Genomic DNA, 21,955 nt, shown 5'->3' with positions numbered 1-21,955 from the left:
ACTGTTATCTATTCATTCAGAATATCATAATAATTTTTTGTTTGCAATATCTGTAACAATTAATTATCCATGTATTTGCTTGTCTCAGTTATTATCTCAAATAGTAACTGCTTACCATTAATATGACTAAAAAAATGAAAAAACATCTAATATGAATGAATTACCTAGAATTGATTTGCTTTGACTTTCCTATCATCTACAATAAATTTCTCTTAAGTATCGATTCCCACAGTTTACCAATCTTTTTCGGAGGATCCTCACTATCATGCAAGGGAATGAAACATATTTTATAACCCTCCATTATTTTACGAATCATTGTTTCCTTTTCTCTGGAGGTTATCAGATTAAACGCAAATATCCATTCTCCCGAGGACTTTCCTAACTGCCTGATAAATTTTGCCAGATTACCAAGATATTTTTCATCCCCGTTACAAACCATTATTTTAATGTTACAGCGTTTTAATTCAATAAGCTGCTCTTGATTAAGTTCTCCTAGAATACCGCAATCATAAATGATAAACCGGTTCGTACTGAATATGTTATCATAGTCCGTATCTTTGGTATATTCTGTAATATTCTCTTCCTCTAAGTCATATGCCCCCTTCTTGTGGCATATGCATATGTTCTCAGAATATGAATTAAAAATGTACTTGGTAAAGCTTATTCCGGTGTGGGAACAGCCACAGCCATGTTTTAATCCTGTAATAAATATTGTTTCTTTTCCGCATAATACCTGATTTGCAGGCTGTTTTTTCTTAAATTTGAGTTTAATTTCTTCTGCATAATTAAAGATATTATTTTGCTCCTCACTGCTGCCTTTTCTATCTTCAAAATTTGTATAATCATAATTTAAATCATCTTCCTTAAGTTTCTTGTTTTCATTTTCCTTTTCTGTTTCTTTGTATGAGAAATTTGAATCGTTCATAGAATTTTCTTCGTATTCGTTACCTTTTCCCGGGTTCAACCAGCCGGGTAATATAGCATTCCTGCTTTCCTTGTTCAACTGCTGGGCTGGATTAATATATGCCCCTGATGACGATAGGGATTCCTTTACATTCTTTCTATTAATTGTATTCGCTGATTCCTTTCGATCCAATGCTTCTTTGGTATTCATTGCTCCCTTTATATTCGTTGTATCCTTTGTATACATAGCTTCTATGGTATTCATTGCTCCTTTTGAATTCAATGCTTCTTTTGTATTCAATGCTTCTTTTGAATTCAATGCCTCTTTTGTATTCATTGCTTCCCTTGTATTCATTGCTTCCCTTGTATTCATTGCTTCTTTCTCATTGCTTACCACTTTTTTATTATCTATTCCTATATAGTTATAGTATTCGTCATCCTTTATATTTGCTTGATTTGTGGCAGGTGGTTTAATTTTAGGTGCGGATACCTTGGGATAAGGAATAGGTTCGGGCTGTGAGGATTCAGGCTCTTCGTATTTTGCCTGTCTTTCAGGTTTTGCTTTCGCTCCATCCCCTCTTAAAATCTCCGCCTCCCTTAACATATTAAGATAGTTTATTCTCCCTGCACTATTAACCTCCATGTTACCGGGAATATCTAAACCATAATCATGCAGAGTTAATACTAATAACCTTTTTAATTCCAGAGAACACTCTTTAAAAACAATCCTGACGTCATTCTCAGAATCAATCTCCTGATTTCCTGATACCTCTGAAAATAAAATAGAATATCGGAAACTACTGTTATTCCCCAGTTTACCTGAATCAGCTAAGTCTTTAAGCTCTGTATCCGAACATATAAAAATTTTCTTCATTTTACACAGATAGCAGGATTCTTCATAATTCATGCTACTGAAATCAAATATAACCACATCTGCCGTAAGGATATTCTCTGACAAATCCCATCCTGTATAATAATCGACATTCTGAAGCTGAATCATATTGTCCTTAGAAAGACCCGGCAGTAATTTATTTAATATCATGCCTTTCGAGAAATCCGGTTCTACTAATGAGACTTTATAGCCACAATCTGCTATGTAATTTGCAGCAGAAATTGCAGTAACCGTACATACAAAATTCCTGTCCGTACCACAAAAACCTATTGCGACGGTTTTATCACTTAAAACAGCCTGTTTACCCGGGGTCTCAGCTGGCTGTAAGGTTTGTTTCCTTTCTGCTTCAAGTCCAGAAAGATTGATTTTTAATTCTACTTCCAGTTCATCCATTCTTATTACCTCTCGCTGATAAATATTATTGTTTAGTTTATATCTGATGTACCTGTTGTTTCTACTGTATCTGTAGTTTCTGTTGAATCCGTTGTTTCTGCTGTATTTGTAATTTCTGTTTCTGCTATGTTTGCTGCTTGTGTTGAGTCTTTAGTTTCTTCCGTTGCTGACTTTTCTGTTACATCTTTCGTGCCCGGTGTATCTGCTGCTTTTTTCGAGTTGTCTTTTGACAATTCTGAAAAAGAGATCTGCTTTAATAAATCCCAGTTAATTGAGGTTTTATAATTGTAATTTTTATCATATTGCGCTGCCAGATTATGATAAGTTTCAATAAAAAATTGCTCTTTACCAGATAAATCCTTCTCACCCGTATCATTGGCTTCCTGGATTGATGCCTGATCGGTATCGTAACTATCGCCGATTTTGTTATAAACTTTTTGAGCCAGCGCATTTTCTTCATAAAATTTTGCAATCAGCTCAACGGTTAATGCTTTATCAACTACATTGGCAGCAGTTAAATTCGTATAATAAGTTTTCGCATTCTCTAGCAATATTTTCTTCTCGTCCTCCGATAAGGACATTCCCTCCTCTTTTGCTTTCAGGCAAAGGATTTTGGTCATTCTGATTTGCTCACAAATCGTTCCTTTAACCTGTTCTTCGAAGGTAATGGAATTATTTTCAGCATCAGAAACCACAGAATCCCAATTTGCATCCTTTTGCAAGTTATATCCCTGATAAACATCTGCCGCATACAACAAAAATTCATCCATGATTACTTTTTGATTATTAATTCTCATTACCTCGTCAACCTCGAAGGTATTATTTGCAGGGAGATCCTTTTCTTTTTCCCTGCCCGATAATAAAAAGGCGCATAAACCGGCTATCAGAAATACTGATATGATACCGGATAAAATCACTTTGTTTTTTCCGGAATTTTTCTTTTGTTTTAAATCTTTCTTATGGTCACTATTATTCCTTTTACCATCAGTTAACATGTTTGTCACCCTCCATTTTCCATCACTTAATCATACATTTCATTCTATTTTCATATCAAAATAGGATTTATTAATTCATAGTTTCAATATACAAAATCCCTATTTCCTTATAGTTCCCGTCATAAATGGGGTATGGGGTAAACTCGGCGTTATTCTTAATGGCAATGGATTTGCTTTGCGAATATTTATTGAATTTTGTATCTCCATTGGCGGTAAATCCATACGGGGTGATATACCCACCGGAGATATCTTTCGTCACAACCAAGTCTTTTAAAAGTCTGTTATAATTTACAAAAATGGCATCCCTGTCATTTCCTTCTTTATCCTTAATGGTGCTTATTTTATTACCTTCATTATCCTCTAATATATATCTATAATAATCTTTACTTCCATTGGTTTCGATACCTTTAAGTAAATCATCTGTAGTAACTAAGATAGCAAAATCGGTACCTTGCACTTCCTTGTATTTGTTCTTTATATCTACTCCTAATGTAATACTCCTGGTTTCTTCTGTTTTTAATTTAGTATCCTCCAACGGTATAATTTTATCTGTTGTTTGCGTATCTGTTTTGTTTTTTGTAACAAAACAAAATATAACACCCAAAACCACTAATAACAAAATAGGGAGAAGCAGTATTACTATTCTTTTCTTTTTTGTATTGAAAAAGTAAAGTTTTGTTCTAATTTTAAAAAACATAATGTATACCTCGTTTCTAAATAAGTAATATAAATTAGTTTCATTTTAATTGTTTCATATAATATGATTGATTTTTTTTATTTTCATATAAGAATAAACCATTTATTACATACGAAATAAAACTGGCTATAAAAACTGCCTGTTTTTGATTTTTTACATTGATTTTATTTATTAATTCGATATTTCTTTCAAATTCTATCATATTAATAAAAGCTATGAAAACTAATGAAAAACATATAAAAGAAGGGTGAGGGGATTATGAATTCACAAAATATCATTAAGGATTATGAAAATTTATTAACAAATGAAGAAGGTGCTAACTTATCTACCAGTTATTTTTGTTATAACAATTCTAATAATCACAAACTTGCACTGGAACTATTTCGTTATGCGATTGAAACGGTACTGAACTGGTCACCAATGGAGGTTGTTAACTGCCTCGATATCAAAATAATTGAAAAACTTAATCTTTATGTACCCTATAAGTACCTCATATTTCCGGAAGAGCTGAATAAGCGGAAAGACTGCTTCTATGTGGCTCATTTGCTTTATCCGGAGATAATACCTTACAACATGCGGGAGTATGTGATTATATCCTATAAAAAAGTACTGAGTCAGGAAACCGGAAAGTTTTCAAAGAGTTTTTTTGCCGGTTCAGAAGGTGAACTTAGAGCTTGTTTATGCCTTCAATATCTGCTGAAAGAATATTTCACTTTTTCATCAATCGAAGAAATTTATTACTATTTCTCTACCGCCAAAGCAATCACCTCCCTCCGGCAGTATCGCCTGGCAGGGGTTTGTTCGGAACTTTTTGAAAGCCCCCTGGAATTTTTACATACCGCTTTGCCGAATAAGCAAAAAAATGAATTATATTATCAATTCTACCACTTTGAAGCTGTATTAAAGGAGAAAAAACTAAAGACAAAAGTTAAACGCATTGTTGGCTGCTAATTATCAGGATTCTAATATCACACTCACAGCTTAAAAGGAGACTGCTCTTATGAAGAAAATGAAAGTATCGGGAATTCTGAACAACTGTTGTAATGTTTGCCTTTTGGTTCTGGCCGCTGCTGCCATAACTTATAGTGCATTTAGTCTGCTGATTTCTACCAAAGAGGCAAAGTCTGTATATAATTTGGTAGAACAGGATTACGAAGCCTGCTTTGGCAAAAATTATTTACCGGAAGGTACTTATTTCACCAATATAACCTGTATGAAAATGGAGATAGTTACGGACATTATAAATAAATCCTCAGAATTAAAAAAGCAATATAAGGATTCTAAAAGCAATGATAAGTTAATTGTTTCATTAAATGCTATGCAGGAGTATAATAAGCCCATACTTTATCGAAAACACCCCCTACCGCTATTAAGCTATGGTAATTCTCTGTATTCGTCTCTGAATTATATGACATATGCTTCCAATGCCTTATTAGTGGATATCCATAACTTTATAACAGACCCGGATGCATTATCCCTGGCTGCCGATAAAGACAACCAGCAAATACATATAATGGCTGCCTTAAGTTCAGATCTGGCCTTGAATGTAAATAAGCAGATTTATTACTGTTTATTTATTCTTCTGGCAGGCTTTCTTACCCTACTGGGCACAAGTATAAATATTTACCGGTTAAAAAAAAGAAAACACAAATATAAAATAAAAGTTACAAAACCATCCAAAAGATAACTTTCAAACCGTACAAAAGATAACTTTCAAACCGTCCATAACTAACAAAAATGCAGTGAAAGCAATCTTTCTTACTTTCACTGCGTTTTATTATTCATGACTTGAACTATAGTAACAACTTCTATGATTTCTAAAATTTACATATTGCTCAAAACTTTTTCCAGCATACCTATATTAGAGATTAGTTCATCTCTTGTTTTTTTCATGGATGCAATCATTTTAATTAATTCAAATTTATTAGCGGCAATATTTGCTGAAATTTCCTTAAGTTTGATTTGTTCTGGAACTGCAACCTCTGCCGAATTATACTCATTAGCTATATTACTATCCTCTGCCCTATAATTCTTCTCTGCACTATTGCTATCCTCTGCCCTATAATTCCTCTCTGCACTATTGCTATCCTCTGCCCGGTTACTATCCTTTACCTTGTTACTATCCTCTGCTCTGTTACTATCCTCTACTCTGTTATAATCCTCTACCCTGTTATTATTCTTTACGCTGTTACTATCCTCTTCCGTGTTACTATCCACTGCATTTCTGTCCATAATAGGATTCTGTGGTTGAAATTTGATACCCTCTTCTGCTGAAATAAAATCAAGTAATTTTATCTTCACTTTCTTGCTGATTGGTATCTTACCATTTTCAATCATACTCAGCTGGCTTCGGTTTACTCCGGATTTTTCTGAGACTTCAATTTGCGTATAACGTTTTTCTTTTCTAAGCATTTTAATTTTATTTACGATATCGTCACCTGAAATGTTATAAATAGTCATTTCTTGGTCTTGATTCTTAAAACAGATGGCATTGATATCTCCTAACTTTATGCATTGGTTTTGCGGAGTTGTCAATAAACTTGTTTTTAGATAATCATTCAGTTTCTTTTTAATCTTATCCGTTAAATTTCTTTTACCGGTTTCTATGTAACCGATTTGAACGGAGGTTACACCGATGGCAGCTGCAATCTCTTTTCTGGATAATCCTAATATCGTTCTGGTTGCTTTTAACGATTCACCGTCTGCAATATATAGATTTTGTTTTGCTGTATTCTTGGTATCCTTGTCATTGTAATCCGACTCATCTGTTACCTTTACCTCCCCTTTTAACTCCTGTTCTTCTACATAGCCGCTAATATCGATGGCATCGAACCAATTCTCCGGCAGTTCAAAGGTTTCGCTTATTTTTCTTTTATCCCTTGTGGACAGGGGTAAACAACCCTTTTCCAGCAGATTAATAAAACTTGGGTTGATTTTTGTTTTTTCAGAAAATTCTGCAACTGACAATCCCATGTTATCCCGTATAATCTTAAGTTTTAACCCGTCTTCTTTCGACATTAGTACGTCATCTTTCAACATAATTCAACTCTCCCCTTTGGTATTCATTATCCCCGGTATCTCCGAAAAGCCTTTATAACTTTTAACTATAATATTACATATAATATGACAGAAAAAAATACTTTTCGATACAAAATTTTATTTTTTAGCGGTTTTACATATATAAGCCGCCAGTTGACAATCTTCCTTAAGTGCGTCATGCGCATCCTGCCTGGAAGGCTTTTTTATTGCATAGGTAAGTTCGAAGAAGTTTCCTATGCAATAAAAAAAGAGCGCTGCATTTGATATGCTTTCGCTCTTTCTATCTATACGATTCTAATAGCTTTATAGAAAAACAAAACAGCCAGTTTTATTGAAATCCGGCTTTATACAGGAATTTAATATTTCCCTCTTTATCAGCAGCCTCTATTTCAAAACAATAGGTCTTTAGATTTGCTTTCAGTATTGCACTTTCTTCGTTGTTTTCCCATTTTAATTTAAGTATATGTTTATCCGTCTGAAACACTTTCAAATCGGAATCAAAACCAAAAGCTGCACAGCTGTTTCTAAAACGAAGCAGTTTCAGTTGTTCTTTAACAACCTTCCGTTTCAGTTCTCTCTTTACCTGTTCAACCGTCAGATTCGTCCGGTTAATCTCTTTATGACCGTTCTCGCCTGCCCTTTTAACCCCTTTATAATCATTCTTCCCGGCTAATAAATCCAGATACCAAATCTGGGGTTTACCAGGCATAAATAGTTGAATCGCCCTGGCTAAAAGCAGTTTATTGTCATCTTCTCCCAGTGCGCTGTAGTAAGCTGCGTTTACCTGATAGTAGATATTCTTTTTCCCATGAAGATCCTTAACTTGACCGCCTCTGGCAACAACTAGTCCTATTAATTCTTCAATTTCCTTATCTGGTATCAGACCTTTTAAATCCAGTAAAGGAATACCGTCATGACAGCCAAGCATATTAACCGTCTTAATATCATATTCCCGGATATCCCAAAGCCACTGAAGCAGATATTGGTTTGAGTGCTTCTCTATGGCATCGAGCAGTAAACCGGGCAGGAAAAAATCGTAGGTCATATAACCTTCTTTTGCAAGTCTTTCATGAATTTTTTCTTCATATTTTGCATGTATTTCCGGAAGGACCTCCAAATCAAACTGCTCTGCAAGGATTTTTATTTTCTTTAGCAATTCCCAGGTTCCCGGATCGTTAAGAAAGTTCCTTTCACCAGGTTCTTTCGGCGCGTAGGCAAAGGCATCTAGTCTGATTAGATCTGCACCGTAGGTTTTTAGTTTACTTAAGGTTTCTTTATAGAAATCCCATACCAGGTCTGATTTAATGTTTAAATCCATTTGACCCAGATATTCCCGATTTGATTCCAAAAGTCCTATTGCTCTATCTCTATATTGCTTAAAGGGTCCAAAATCTATTTCTTTTGGTTTTTTCCCTTCTAATATAGATGCATTCATTATCTCCGATAATTTTAATGCGGCAGCATACTGGATATCCATAGCTTTCATCAGTGACTGAACGCCTATGGTCTTATATTTTATTTCCTGATAAAAGGTATTCCAATAGGGTACCTCTTTTCCATCCGGCATTAATACACTAAGGATTGGCAGACCTGGTTTTCTGAAAAACATGTTTTTCATATATTTCTCTTCTGGCTTGATATATCCTTCTTCTGTCAGTTCACCATAACCCTTCCAAAAATCATTCCATTTAATAAAAAAATCCTGATACTTAGAATGTTCACCATGTATCAGAATATCCTGAAATTGTTTTGATAACACAGAGGAATGGTTAAGGATAATATCCAGTTTCAATGCAATATTCATATTCTTAAGAACCGCTAAGTCCTCCCTGGTGGCATATAAATCATTCAACTCATAATCAATAACGGAAAATCCTCTGTCAAGATCGGTATTAAAAATACTTGGCAGAATATAAAAGGACTGAAATACCTGTTCCAATTCCGGTAACTGCAACAAAGAAATAATATCACCCAAAGTGCCTCCCATACTATCCGGATAGGCATTTAACATAGGACCTGCATGTAATGGTTTTTTATCCTTATCTTTCATACCATCTTTAATACTATTTTTGATAATATCTTCGATAACTCTCGCCTCCTTTCATTACCAAAATGGGTCTATATACACTAATTCTATTCCAACATTACACTTACAAAATCACGATAGGATACTATCTCACCGCTTTGGGCAACAATCATTTTTGCTCTTTTGGCTTGAGATATCAGGATTTCCTGTTCCAGGGCAAGAACCATCTTGATGAAAGGACTGTCCGTATCATCTCCTCTGTTGCGGGATTTCCGCTGCTCTAAGGTTTCCTTTGGGGTACTGTTTAGCATAATCGGGAAGTCTATTCCCTGAAGATTATGATTATTCCCATGAGTCCATTCAAGAATCATTACATCTTTATCGGCAAAATCAACTTCTTCGTACCAGAGGTCAGTTTCTTCCCTGCCCATTCTTTTCAGATAAATGCTATCCTCTCCATTTTTAAATCGGGCTATGATTGAATTTAATTCCTGAAAGTTAATTTCCCTCTCCGTTCCTAAGTAATTCTTAAGTCCATTACGCCCAGATTCCTGATATAGCTTTAACCAGGAATATTCCCTGGCATATTCAGGGTCTGAATCTACCCCTTTTTGCTGGAGGTCTTTTAACACTTGTGCAAAGTCCTTACGATACTTTCCATGAGCAAGCAGTCCTCTTATTCCGCTTTGCCTGAACACCCTCAACCGCTCGGCATCATTATATTTTGGAATCCGGTGGGGATAGTTATCACCGGATATGGTATAACTTCCTATCTTTAATTCATTCAAATAATAAGAAATCAAAGATGCAATGCCGGACTTTCCGACACCCGAACCTCCGAATACAGAAATTACTGCTCTCTGCTTGGGGTGTTCCTTTAGTACAGGGATTAGCAGATCTAATATGACCGGAAATATTGTCTGGGCCTTTTTTATATTATCCGGACCTATTATAACCTTATCTCCTGGCATATCCCCTTTTGGTATTGATTCTATACTTTCAATTTCAACCGGAGTCCAACTTGTTTTAGTAAATAATTTATCCTGTATTCCAGAACTACTGCTAGTTTCTAAAATTTTATCCGCTTTCATTACAATCTCCTTTTTTTGCACAACCAGCTATTCCCTTGCTTATTAAACCAAACCTCCCGAGGTAACCTCCTATGGGTAACAGTTTTGCAATTGCCTATAAATGCCTTTCTCATACTGCACTATGGAGTTTAAGCTGACTAACCTTTCACTCCTCCTATGACCACACCTTTAATCAGTTGGGCCTGAATCATGGGAAAAATAATAATAACCGGCAATATGGCAATAACTGCAATAGCCATTCGTATCCCGACACTTGGAAGATCAAGCCCTACCAGATTTGAGCCTTCTGTAATTGAGGAGGAACTTTTTAAAAAGGTGATGTTATTCATCAATCTGTTCAGATATACATTGATACTGTATAATTTAGTATTGGTAATATAATATAAACCATTGGTCCAGTCATTCCAGTAAGCCATACCGGAAAACAGGGAAATTGTTATTAATACCGGCTTTGAAAGGGGCAGGATAATACGGGTGTAAATCGTTAGTTCCTTCGCCCCGTCTACTCTGGCAGCTTCCAGAATAGAAACCGGGATACTTGCCGTGTAATAGTTTCGAACCAATAATACATTAAAGGCCCCCATAAGATAATTTGGTACCAGCAAGGCCCACATTGTATTTTTTATATGAAAAATCTGGGTCCATACAATATAGGATGCCGTCATTCCACCATTAAAGAGAATGGTAAAAAAGAGAAAAAATGCAAAGAAATTTCTATATTTGAAATCCTGCCTGGATAAGGGATAAGCAAATAAGGAGGTCAATATTACATTGACTACAGTGCCAGCCACTGTGACTAAAATAGAAATCCCATATGCGCCAAAGATTGTTTCACGCTTTGCCCAAAGGTAAAAGTATGCTCCCAGGTTAACTTTTGAGGGCCAGAATTTATACCCTTCTCTTATTAATACATTTTCATCTGTTATGGATGCTGAAATCATAAGTACAAAAGGCATAATACAAAATGCAGTGATAATCAACATTATAATGAGGGATATTCTTTGGAACCTATGTTCAGAATTATGCTTATTTATTTTCATTCTCCATCCTCCTAAAATAATGCACTTTCGCTGTCTATTTTACGCACGAAAGCATTGGATACCATAACTAGTATAAAACCAATGACAGATTGAAAAACACTTGCTGCGGACGACATACCAACATTATGAAGTTCCATCAACGATCGATATACATAAGTATCAATAGTCTGGGTCGTTGAAAATAACATGCCTGAATTCATAGGCACCTGTAGGAACAGACCAAAATCTGAATTAAATATTTTACTAACCGATAACAACAGCATCAATACAATCATAGGTTTAATGATCGGCAGGGTGATTTTAAAAATCTGCTGCATTTTTGAGGCACCATCCAGCTTTGCGGCCTCATACAGACTTGCATCGATTCCTGAGATACTTGCTATGTAAATGATGGAACTATATCCTGCACTTTTCCAAAAGTTTACGATTACCAGGATAAAAGGCCAATACTTTGCCTCATTATACCATTTGATTCCATTCCCATGTAATATGGTATTATTAATGAACCCGTTGCTCCCAAGAAAGGCATAAACCAAATAGGCTACAATAATAATTGAAATCATATTGGGGAAACAGATTGCAGGCTGTATAAATTTTGCTATCTTTTTCTTTCCGATTTCCGTCATCATAACAGCAATTGATAATGCCGTCACTAATCCTAAGGCAATGAATATCAGATTATAACCTAAGGTATTACGAATCATGATAAATGCATCTTTTGTTTTGAACAAATACTCAAAATTACTTAAGCCGCACCAGTCACTACCAAGTATCCCCTTCGTATAATCCATTTTTTTGAATGCAATTAAAATTCCAAACATCGGAATATAATTATTAGCAATCAGATATGCAATTCCAGGCAGCATCATAAAATAGAAGGGGATATAATTAACTCTTGATGTTTTTTTCTTGCCCTTACGTCTTCCCGCGGTTCCATCTGTTTTCCTGATAGCCTCTGACATCTTTCCCTGCCTCCTTTTATTGATTGAAAATGATAGAAAACAACCCTGGGTTTCTTTTTCTCGATCAGACTCCCAGGGCTGATTTCTTACAGGAATGACCTAAATCAAACCTGACTTATTTATTCCCAGCCGCCCATGCATCCAACTGCTTCTGAGCCTCTGAAATAATATCGTTAACGCCTGCTGCCTCCATTGCAGCTACGAACTGAGGAATTACAACGTCTGGATCTACTTCACCGCAAAGCAGGGAATACTGGTACTGTTGTATCACATTATCTACCGCAGAACACTGGGAAGTCAGATTCGTTGCATCCAGATGGAAGCCAAAGGCCGCCGAATATTGACCCTCCTTATTATTTTGCAGCATATAATCCACATCTTTGGGATCGGTATTGCCTCTTAAGGCATATTGCTTAAACATATTACCAACAATACCACAGGAAAGTGCTGCCGTATAAGGAACTGTGTTCATATCAAGTCCTTCCGGATAGGATATGGTACCATCATCATTCTTAACATAATCCGTTCCTTCAATGCCGAATATAACAGAGTTCAAAACAAATTCATCGTTATAAAGGAGATTTAAAACTTTTGCAGCAGCCTTCGGATTTTTACAGGTATATGCAATACTCCAGTTAACTGCCAGGCTTTGGGAGGTCAGCACGTATTTATTTAACGATTTTGCATAAAAATCAAATCCGTTACATCTGCTCTTATAAGTCGCCTCCACACTCTCTGGTATGTATCCGTATCCGGTAATTACGGAAAATGCCTGTTCTGAGCCGAGAAGATCTGTGGACATATCCGAAGAAAGAGATGCATCCGGCATGATTAATCCTTTATTATTCCAATCATAAGCAACCTTACAAGCTTCTTTAAAGAAATCCGTATTATAATAATTCTGTACTTTCAGCTCGTCACCAACAATACTTGCACCATATCCAAAATTATCTACTTTATAACCCTGAATACCATTCATGGCAGTATCAATCATCATGGTATTTCCGCCGGCTGAACCACCGGTAGGAACCAAAGGATACATATTCGGATAGTTTTCCTTCACCTTGGTAAGTAATGGTTCAATGTCTTTTACTGACTTAATGCTGTCCATGTCAAAACCTAATTTATCTACGATATCCTTACGGCAGATGAAATATGGTTCCAATACCACTCCTTTATAACAAGGGATTGCATATACATTTCCATTATAGGTAGATGGCTTTAACCATTCCTCACCCATTAAGGAAACTGTACTTTTTAGTTCATTATCAAGATAATCATTTAAGGGCAGTACCTGGTTGGTGGCTATAGCTGCTGTTAAGCCTGTAAATGGGCAGTAAATGTCAACACCTTCTCCCCCTGCAAGTGCCATATCCATCTGATTATTATAATTTGCTACATCAACGGGTTCTAATTGTAATCTGACATTTTCACCTTTTTGCTCCAGATAGGAATTAATGGAATCCTCTACCTGCTTTGTACCATCCTGGGAAGGAACTACCATAATTACCGGATAACTAAGTTTAATTGTGGTAATTTCCTCACTCTTCGTATCTTCCTTCGTGGTGTCTGCTGTTTTGGCCAAAGCAGGTGTGTCTTGTTTCTGATTCTCATCTTTTTTACCTGCACACCCCATTAAAGATAAAACCAGTACAATTGATAAAACAATAGAAATCATTCTTTTCATAGGAATACCTCCTCTTTTTTTATATAATAATCTTATCAAATATAAAAACAGAAGCATTAAAAAATATACTATATGGCTTTAATTTTGTACGATGATTTGTTATTTTAGTAAGGTTCCATTGATTAACGGCATCTTTCTTAAGAAAGCAGCACTTCCTTCTTCCTCTATTGTTACCGCATCCTCCGTAAATGTAAAATTCAGTTTTTGCTGATTACAGGTTTCAACCCAGCGCAGAACCATGCTAAATACTTGGTCTTTCGTCCATGCGCCGCTGATTAATACATCTGTTACTGCCCCACCGGGTAATTTATTATAGCGGTAGGCTCCGTCTGTTCCAACTGATATACTTCTTTTTTCTCCGTCTTGCAGGTAATTAAAGGTACAGCCTTCCTTTCCGAAATGAAAGCTGAATTCTTCAATGCCTTTTGGCGGTTTCACGCCTCCCATAAACATAGAGGTCGCAATTACATTATTATTTAACAAAAATGTATCCTCCTGGCACTGATATAACGCACCGTTTACTTTCTCAAGAAACTTGCTATAGGGTGCATAATCAGGTGCCTCCAGAGCTAACATACGCATCCTTCTTTTTAATAAATGTGAGAGTTCTTCCTTTTCCGATAGGATATCCTCCTCCGGTATATCCTCAAGAAATTCCCACATCGTATCCAGGGTAGCCTGTGCCCAATGCGCTCCTGCCGCATTTTCAGTTATAGAAATAATCATATCTTTATCCGGAACAACAATGGTAAACTGACCCATTGCACCGTCTGCACGGTAAACTCCTTTTGGCTTACACATCCAGATCTGGAACCCGTATCCCAGGAAATTGTCCTTTGCCAACGGATTGTTCTTAGCCTCTGTCGCCGATTCATTCTGCAAAGTAGTCGCTTTCTTTACATAATCCTCCGAAAGGATGCGTTCTCCTTCCCATACACCACCGTCTGCATAGAGCTTCATTAATCGCAGATTGTCTTCTGTTGTTGCATAAAGACCGCCACCGCCTACTTCCATGCCATCCGGCATATAAATCCAGCGATGGTTCTCCGAATCAATACCAATCTTATCATAAAGTCTTGGTTTCAGATATTCATGAAGACCTAAACCGGTGACTTTACGTACCATAGCACCCAGTAACGTGGAGCCGGTACTGTTATACATATACGTCGTACCCGGCACATGATTTACCGGGGTTTCAAGAAATTCCTTAATCCAGTTTTTTGAGGGATAAGGCATGGTATCCATACCGCAGCCCATACACAACACATCCCGTACTGTTAATTTCTGAAGGTTTTCAGATGGATTATCTGGTGCCTCCTCCTTAAAAATGTCAATCACCCTGTCCTCCAGTTTTAGTAAGCCTTCTGTACAGGCAATCCCTACTGCCGTAGCTGCATAGGTTTTGGTATGGGATTGAAGACCATGGCGGATTCCCGGGGCATAAGGGGCCCACCATCCCTCCGCACATATTTTCCCATGACGCATAATCATCAGTCCATGGGGTTCGGTAAAACCACTCTCCAATTTGTCCAATAGCTTCCAGATTGCCTCAGAGGGTATTCCAACGCTTTCCGGAGTTACCCGTTCAAATTCTTTCCTGTTCATAATTTTCATATCCTTTCTATTTTTTAATGATTATTTAAAACTAAAACCCCAATTCCTCCAGCCATTCTGCACATAGGGTACTCCAATGCATAATATGAGGGAATTTCTGGTCCAAATCATTATTGCCATCCGCTAATGCAAGCCCATGTATCCCCCCCGGGAAGCAGTGAAGTTCAAAGGGGATATCATAATCTGCTAATTCCTTTGCCAGATACATTGAAAATCTTGGATCATCACTATTTGTCTGCCAGATGAAAAAAGGCGGTGTCTGGACAGTAATATTCTTCTCCGGCGCCAGGTAAAGCTCTTCTGCTTTGTTATGATCAACAAAGGGATTTTTCATAAAGCCATGAGGAAAGGAAGTAAATGAAATTGCTCCATACCCTATAACCGCAGCATCCGGCCTGCAAGAGAATCGTTCTGTATAATCCTCCGCTTCCGGTCTGCCATAATCAAAATGGGTGGCACAGTTACCGGATAACATCCCTCCTGCGGAAAATCCCATCACCGCGACTTTATCAGAAATACGAAGTTCCTCTCTTCTGGCACGGAGCAGCCGGATTGCTCTTTGCATATCCGCAATGGAATCCCTTCTGGTATAAGGTTTCAGCCGATAGGTAAGTATGGCAACAGCAAAACCTGCTTTGTGAAAGTAATCTGCTATATGAAAACCCTCGCAGCCGGTACGGGTCTCAAATCCCCCTCCATGGGCAACAAGAATGGTTCCCCGTTCTGCCTTATCACCTTCTGCCGGTATAAAAACCATATGTGGTCTGGTCTGATTCTGGTCTCTATCATCAAACCCCGGTGTCTCACCCTCCCAAAGCCATATTTTATCAAACCGTTCCATCAGCTCGTTCCATAACTTTAAATTCCCTTCTACATCCACACTACCATCTGGTTTACGATGCTTGGAAACATGTCTGATAGATGCCCGTTCGGCAACTATTTTCTCCAATATCTCAATATTTTTCTGATACTCCATATAAAAACTCCAATCTGTGTGCTATAAATCGCATATTAAAATCAGGATAATTGGGATGTTGAAGAAGCTCCTACTTTCAACTTAATCCCGTCCGCATGCTTTCGCGCGCACTTTATAATAAGACTATACCGCTGATTGGAATTGAAAACTATTAATAAAGTATACTTATCTATCAAATACGTACAGAGGTATTTTAATCTATAAACAAGCCCAGCTCCTTTATATAATCAGCCAATTCTGTACCCATTCTGATTTGAGTGGACATAGATGGATGACCGCATGCACCATAGCCCTCCTGTAATTTGATTTTCCCATATTTAAAGCATTTTACCTTCGTATCCTTCGTGTCTTTTGTATAGTTCTCCACTGCCTTTTCGAGGTTTTCATACAGATAATAATCCATTGAGCCAAGTGTGCACAGGAGGACTGGTTTTGGTCCGTTTAATCTTCTGACTAACTGCAAAAACTCATAATAATTCCGCTCAAAGTTAATCTCTCCCTTCCGGTAATCACCTTCCATAGAAATCACGGTGCTATCGTTGGTACCAAGATTAATTACAATAAGATCCGGTATCCATAATTTGAAATTCCACTCAGTAAGGGAGTTGTTATTCTTTTGACTTTCTTCATACAAACGATCTGTATAAGGATATAAACTCTGCATCGGGTTTAACGGCCATTTTATTTTACCAATGCCCTCACCCACGGTTATACCAGAAACACAAATCATATTAAAATCCGCCTGCAGTAATCTGGCCGCCACTGCTGCATGGGACATCCATCCGTTTTCCTCTCCTGAATAAAAAAAGCGTTCCTTTTCTTGAGTCTCATTGCCAAACCCACAGGTTATGGAATCTCCAATGAACTCCATGGATCTTCGTTTATCTGTATTACATAATAACTTTGTGATAGAACCCTCCATAGAAAATGAACCGATGCCGACTTTTCCCTTGGCATTTTCAGAAAGCTTTATAATTCTGATTTTATGAGTTTCTATTCTCTCGCTGGCAAATATGATAACTGTCTCCTGTTCTGAGCTGATCTCCATCCGCCTGATTGGCACTTCCTCCTCATCCAAAAATACTGCAATCCAGGGAAAGACCCTTCTCTTTGGAGCGATTGGGGGTATACCGTCATATTCATCGGCAGGAACGGCATATACTTGTGCCAAAAGACAGGTTCCGGTGAATTCAAACTCCATACCGGAGCAAGTCCAGTTAAAATAAATAATTTCCTGCTCCATATCCTGGTAAGTCCTTCCTATTAACCTAATTTGATTAAGACATTCAGCGATCCTATATTGTTTCATAAAAACACTTCCTTTCTAATAATTTGCTATACTGGTGTGAAACCACACCGATTGACTTTTTATAAAAAAAATGTAAGATTATATATAAAAACAAAGGAGAATCCCCATGGCAACATTACTTAATGTGGCTGAACGTGCCGGAGTTTCAGTAACCACTATTTCACGAATGTTAAATAACCGGGTTAATGTAAGTGAAAAAACCCGAAAAAAAATCTACGCCGCCATGAAAGAATTAAATTATTATCCAAATGAGATTGCAAGGTCCCTGACTAAGAAGAAAAGCAATATAATAGGATTAATAGTGCCCTCCGCAAAGAATTTCTTTTATAGCCAGATAATCGAATATACGGAATATTACGCTGAAAAAAAGGGATATAAACTTCTTCTATGCATATCGAATCATGATTCAGAAAAAGAGTCCAGGTATTTTGGAATGCTGAAAGCAAATAAAGTTACCGGGATTATTATTGCCAGCCGAACACAGAATCTTTCCGATTATATAACCATGGATTCCCCACTCATCTCTATAGACCGTATTATCTCTCCGGGTATACCTTCCATTTCCTCTGATAATTACAAAGGAGGTATAATGGCAGCAACTGAGTTCATAACAAAAGGCTGCAAAAACCTGGCCTATATCAGCGGCAGTGCAGACCTTGATTTTGAAGCAAACAAACGTTTTCTGGGTTTTCGGGATGCCTGTCTTTCACATGGTCTCACTTTCCCGGTCTTTCTTGATGCTACGGAGGAACGTTTCTTTTCCATGGATTACCGGGAAATCGTTGCCGAATTATTTCAAAAGCACCCCTATGTTGAAGGCATATTCACCTCCAATGATATTATTGCAGCCCAAACGATTCAGTATTGTAATAAGCATCATATTTCAATCCCTGGTCAGGTAAAGTTAATCGGTTATGATGATACCGATGTGGCAGCTTTGTGTTCCCCGTCCTTATCCACTATTCACCAGCCCATTGAAGAGATTTGTCAACAGGCTGTAGAAGGCATCTTTATGGCTTCTGCAAAGGGTATCCTTCCCAGGAGCCAGCTGCTGCCAGTTACCTTTGTGGAACGTGAGACTACTTAGCATCACCTGGAAATCTTGTTTATCCAGTTGCCCTTAATCAACCGCAGCGAACACCAAATTGATTTGATGATATAATCCGCACGCAGACACAGATATACTACAAAAGCAGGTAAATGAAGTACTAAACCCGCAAAAGCTCCAAGGGGAATTGATACCAGCCATAAAAATAGTACATCTGCTGCCATAAGAAAACGTGTATCTCCTCCTCCCCTTAGCACTCCCTTCGTAAGAACTGTCTGAGCAGACTGAAATACCAGAATAAATGAAATTGCATACATTAACTGATTGGCAATCGCTTTCGCCTCACCAGAAAGCTTAACACTTAAGAGAATCAGAGGACATATTCCTAATAGTATAACCCCAGCGATTAGTCCAAGGACAACGCTTAGACTTAAAAATGTAATTCCCTCTTTGTAAGCTTTTTTCACATCTCCTTCTCCGAGAGTGTTACCGGTAATGACACTAGAGGCACTTGATACACCAGTGGTTAAGACCGTTGTCATCCGTGTAACCTGTGATACAATTGCATTAGCGGCAACAAAAGAAAATCCGATATGTCCAATAATAACTGAAATTGCACTATTACCTATTGCTAATATGGTGTCCGAAATCAGAACCGGAATGCAGAACTTAATGTACTGCACATATAATCCTTTGCCAGATTTAAAAAGGTCCTTTAAACGGTATCCCACTTTTTTATCTGCAAGAAGAAAATAACCTGCAATAAGAGCCACTTCAAACAGGCGTGCGATTAAGGTACCCAGGGCAGCGCCTGCAATTTCCATTCTGGGAGCTCCAAGATGACCAAAAATAAAAACCCAGTTAAAGAATATATTGATAAAAAAAGCCATAATTGAAGTAAACAACGGAATATGTACTTCTCCATAGGACCGTAATATCGCAGTGATAGTCAAGGAAAGTCCAGTTGGTAAAAAGCTCCAGGCTACAATCTTCATGTATATGGCACCTTGCTGTATTAATTCTTTTTCCGGCGTGAATATCCTCATAACAGATTCCGGCGCAAAGTAGGCGATCAAGCCAAGAAGGCAGCTCAAAAAGATGCACATTCTCATCATAATTGCTACGATTTTTTTAAAAGACGGTATATCTCTCTTTCCCCAATACTGCGCCGTCAGAACAGCAGCTCCATAACCGGTTCCCATACATAGAATCTGAAATAAAACGATAAACTCATTGGCCAGGGAGGAAGCAGAAAGTGGTTTTTCTCCTAACTGCCCAACCATTACTGTATCAATCATACTGACTCCCATGGTTATCATACTTTGAATCACTACCGGAACCGCCAGTCTTACTACCTTCATATAAAACTCTTTGTTTCTAACAAATAACACCATCTAGTCAACTCTCCATTCCTAATTGATTGTCCGTATTTTGCACAATATATCCATTTACTCCATTTTACCACAAGTAAAATCAGCTGCTTTTAATAATATACGCAATGCTTTTGTTCCTGTATAAAAATAGGCTCTATGATAAACTATAGGGGTGTGTAAATAACTCATTCCTACTTTTATTATAGAGCCTAAAAATTAAGGAACTGTCAGAAGTTTAAGACCAATGCCACACATTGGCTATTCCTTACAGTTCCTTATCCTCTATTCTATAATTTCCTCCAGGCATCCGGATTGCAGCCGCAATATTTTTTAAATACCGTTGAAAAATATGATACATTCTCAAATCCTACATCCATGGCGATCACACTGATTGCTTTACTGGTTGAACTTAATAATTTTTTGGCTTCATCAATCCTTAACTGGTTAATATAATCCCGAATGGTAAGACCGGTTTCCTTATTAAATAATTTTGATAAATAATTAGGGGTTAAGTAAACACTTTTTGCTACATCCTCCCGGTCAATATTCTCTGCATAATGCTGTTTAATATATTTTTTAGCCCTAGCTACGATTGTAAAAGTCTCTTTTACTTCATTGATTAGAACTGATATACGGTCAAACATATAATTGGCGTATTTAATCATATCAAAAATCGAGTATTCCGAAGCAGCATTTAATTGCCTTGCTACGCTCTCCTGCAAAAGTCTGTCTGCCTGAATATTATGCTCTTGCAGGTATCCGTAAAAAATCTGCAGCAAATCATGGTGAATCATACTCATAATATTTGAATTCAGAGTGTCAGCCTTCCTACTATCTTCCATGAATGTCCTGATATAATTAATCAATGCCACTTTTTCTTTGTTTCTTAAGGCTTTTCGAATTCTCTCGTAATCTATTCCCTCCTCCACTGCTAAAGAAGAATTGGTATTATTATAAGTAAGTACTTTTTTTCTGTAGCCTGCCTCCTGTAAAAACAAGGCATCCATCTCTTTTTTGGAATCAGCAAGGCTTTCACAACCAATTACATTACCTACCAGACATTCAATATCTGCATTCAGATAAGACTTCGATACCTGTACAAGCTTCTCACAGCGTTCGATTAAGGTTTCCTTGGTAGTTTCAGATTCTTTTACCACAAGGAGCAAAATATTATAGGGTTCCAGAGAATATTCTACTGCATATTTATAATCGAATTGGTCATTAATCACTTCTAAGGTCAGATGTCTTACCATATAAAAAAAGTCTGACTCTTTATAATCCTTTATCATGAGTTTGCGGGTATTAATTCCTGAATATACCAGATAATAGTTCTCCGCTATATCAAAATTGATATTCCTGGCTGTTATGATATTTAACAATTTTTCTTTCTCATTTGGAATGGTCTTTTGGAAAATAGCCCATAAAAAGCTGTTATGAATAATATCCTGATTCTTTCTCCATAGATAATCCTTATGAAGCAGCTCGCTATGAGCAGTTTTATTGTTCACCTTAACGATAGCTTTCATAATTACAGCATATACTTCTTCTGATTTAAAAGGCTTCATAAGATACCCCATTGCATTTAGTTCAATAGCCTTTTTAGCAAATTCAAAGCTTTCATGACAGGTAAGAAAAATCAGCTCTGAAACAATATTATTCTCATAGATAAATTGAAGCACCTCCATACCATTGCATAGGGGCATTTCAATATCACAGAGAACGATTTCCGGTTTTCTGGTTTCAATAACCTGTTTTGCATGGATTCCATTGTAGGAAAACAGAACTTCTTCAATTCCCATTTCGTCCCATTTCATTGTATTTTTAATCAGCTCTATGGTATTCGGATCATCATCTACTAGCAGCACCTTCATATTAACCTCTATCCTTTCGCACGCTCTTTGCGCATACCG

The 21,955-nt window shown here is 37.1% G+C and carries 17 protein-coding genes; 3 read left to right on the top strand and 14 right to left on the bottom strand.

The window, feature by feature from the left end:
- Window positions 1–196: 196 nt before the first annotated feature.
- The 3 genes from QA584_RS08210 to QA584_RS08200 form a co-directional block, all read right to left on the bottom strand.
- Window positions 197–2,188, bottom strand: a complete 1,992-nt coding sequence (locus QA584_RS08210) for a hypothetical protein (RefSeq protein WP_278274031.1) — start codon at window positions 2,186–2,188, stop codon at window positions 197–199.
- Between the two features lie 32 nt (window positions 2,189–2,220).
- The gene (locus QA584_RS08205) at window positions 2,221–3,183 is read right to left on the bottom strand and encodes a hypothetical protein (RefSeq protein ID WP_278274030.1); all 963 of its coding nucleotides are present in this window, start codon (window positions 3,181–3,183) and stop codon (window positions 2,221–2,223) included.
- 70 nt (window positions 3,184–3,253) lie between these two features.
- Complete coding sequence (locus QA584_RS08200; RefSeq protein ID WP_278274029.1) at window positions 3,254–3,880, bottom strand: hypothetical protein; 627 nt, start codon at window positions 3,878–3,880, stop codon at window positions 3,254–3,256.
- A gap of 258 nt (window positions 3,881–4,138) precedes the next feature.
- On the opposite strand from QA584_RS08200, the gene QA584_RS08195 reads away from it, so the two are divergent.
- Window positions 4,139–4,831, top strand: a complete 693-nt coding sequence (locus QA584_RS08195; RefSeq protein WP_278274028.1) for a hypothetical protein — start codon at window positions 4,139–4,141, stop codon at window positions 4,829–4,831.
- Between the two features lie 49 nt (window positions 4,832–4,880).
- Window positions 4,881–5,567, top strand: coding sequence for a hypothetical protein (locus tag QA584_RS08190; protein ID WP_278274027.1), 687 nt, complete (start codon window positions 4,881–4,883; stop codon window positions 5,565–5,567).
- Between the two features lie 137 nt (window positions 5,568–5,704).
- Here QA584_RS08190 and QA584_RS08185 read toward each other — a convergent pair whose 3' ends face one another.
- The 9 genes from QA584_RS08185 to QA584_RS08145 all read right to left on the bottom strand — a co-directional run bounded on the left by QA584_RS08185 (window position 5,705) and on the right by QA584_RS08145 (window position 17,624).
- Window positions 5,705–6,919 carry a helix-turn-helix domain-containing protein gene (locus QA584_RS08185; RefSeq protein ID WP_278274026.1) on the bottom strand — a complete coding sequence of 405 codons (1,215 nt, stop codon included), beginning with the start codon at window positions 6,917–6,919 and terminating at the stop codon, window positions 5,705–5,707.
- 328 nt (window positions 6,920–7,247) lie between these two features.
- Window positions 7,248–8,969: a glycosidase gene (locus QA584_RS08180; RefSeq protein ID WP_278274025.1), complete on the bottom strand. Its 1,722-nt coding sequence runs from the start codon at window positions 8,967–8,969 to the stop codon at window positions 7,248–7,250.
- Window positions 8,970–9,052: 83 nt separating this feature from the next.
- A complete protein-coding gene (locus QA584_RS08175; protein ID WP_278274024.1) occupies window positions 9,053–10,036 on the bottom strand; it encodes an adenylylsulfate kinase in 984 nt (327 codons plus the stop codon).
- 137 nt (window positions 10,037–10,173) lie between these two features.
- Complete coding sequence (locus QA584_RS08170) at window positions 10,174–11,076, bottom strand: carbohydrate ABC transporter permease (protein ID WP_278274023.1); 903 nt, start codon at window positions 11,074–11,076, stop codon at window positions 10,174–10,176.
- An 11-nt stretch (window positions 11,077–11,087) separates the two neighbouring features.
- On the bottom strand, window positions 11,088–12,038 hold the full coding sequence (locus QA584_RS08165) for an ABC transporter permease subunit (protein WP_278274022.1): 951 nt from the start codon (window positions 12,036–12,038) through the stop codon (window positions 11,088–11,090).
- A 115-nt stretch (window positions 12,039–12,153) separates the two neighbouring features.
- On the bottom strand, window positions 12,154–13,725 hold the full coding sequence (locus QA584_RS08160; protein ID WP_278274021.1) for an ABC transporter substrate-binding protein: 1,572 nt from the start codon (window positions 13,723–13,725) through the stop codon (window positions 12,154–12,156).
- Between the two features lie 99 nt (window positions 13,726–13,824).
- Complete coding sequence (locus QA584_RS08155) at window positions 13,825–15,330, bottom strand: serine hydrolase domain-containing protein (RefSeq protein ID WP_278274020.1); 1,506 nt, start codon at window positions 15,328–15,330, stop codon at window positions 13,825–13,827.
- Between the two features lie 40 nt (window positions 15,331–15,370).
- Entirely contained in the window at window positions 15,371–16,315 is a 945-nt protein-coding gene (locus tag QA584_RS08150) for an alpha/beta hydrolase (protein ID WP_278274019.1), read from the bottom strand.
- A 193-nt stretch (window positions 16,316–16,508) separates the two neighbouring features.
- Window positions 16,509–17,624, bottom strand: a complete 1,116-nt coding sequence (locus tag QA584_RS08145) for an SGNH/GDSL hydrolase family protein (RefSeq protein WP_278274018.1) — start codon at window positions 17,622–17,624, stop codon at window positions 16,509–16,511.
- 106 nt (window positions 17,625–17,730) lie between these two features.
- Here QA584_RS08145 and QA584_RS08140 point away from each other — a divergent pair, with 106 nt between their 5' ends.
- Window positions 17,731–18,711, top strand: a complete 981-nt coding sequence (locus QA584_RS08140) for a LacI family DNA-binding transcriptional regulator (RefSeq protein ID WP_278274017.1) — start codon at window positions 17,731–17,733, stop codon at window positions 18,709–18,711.
- Window positions 18,712–18,713: 2 nt separating this feature from the next.
- Here the strand turns inward: QA584_RS08140 and QA584_RS08135 are convergent, their stop codons facing one another.
- Together QA584_RS08135 and QA584_RS08130 are read right to left on the bottom strand one after the other, a co-directional pair.
- A complete protein-coding gene (locus tag QA584_RS08135; protein ID WP_278274016.1) occupies window positions 18,714–20,033 on the bottom strand; it encodes an MATE family efflux transporter in 1,320 nt (439 codons plus the stop codon).
- Window positions 20,034–20,332: 299 nt separating this feature from the next.
- Window positions 20,333–21,916 carry a helix-turn-helix domain-containing protein gene (locus QA584_RS08130; protein WP_278274015.1) on the bottom strand — a complete coding sequence of 528 codons (1,584 nt, stop codon included), beginning with the start codon at window positions 21,914–21,916 and terminating at the stop codon, window positions 20,333–20,335.
- Between the last annotated feature and the right edge of the window lie 39 nt (window positions 21,917–21,955).

Source organism: Anaerocolumna sp. AGMB13025 (assembly GCF_029689925.1).
Lineage (GTDB): Bacteria > Bacillota > Clostridia > Lachnospirales > Lachnospiraceae > Anaerocolumna.
This window is presented reverse-complemented; position numbering and strand designations above follow the sequence as displayed.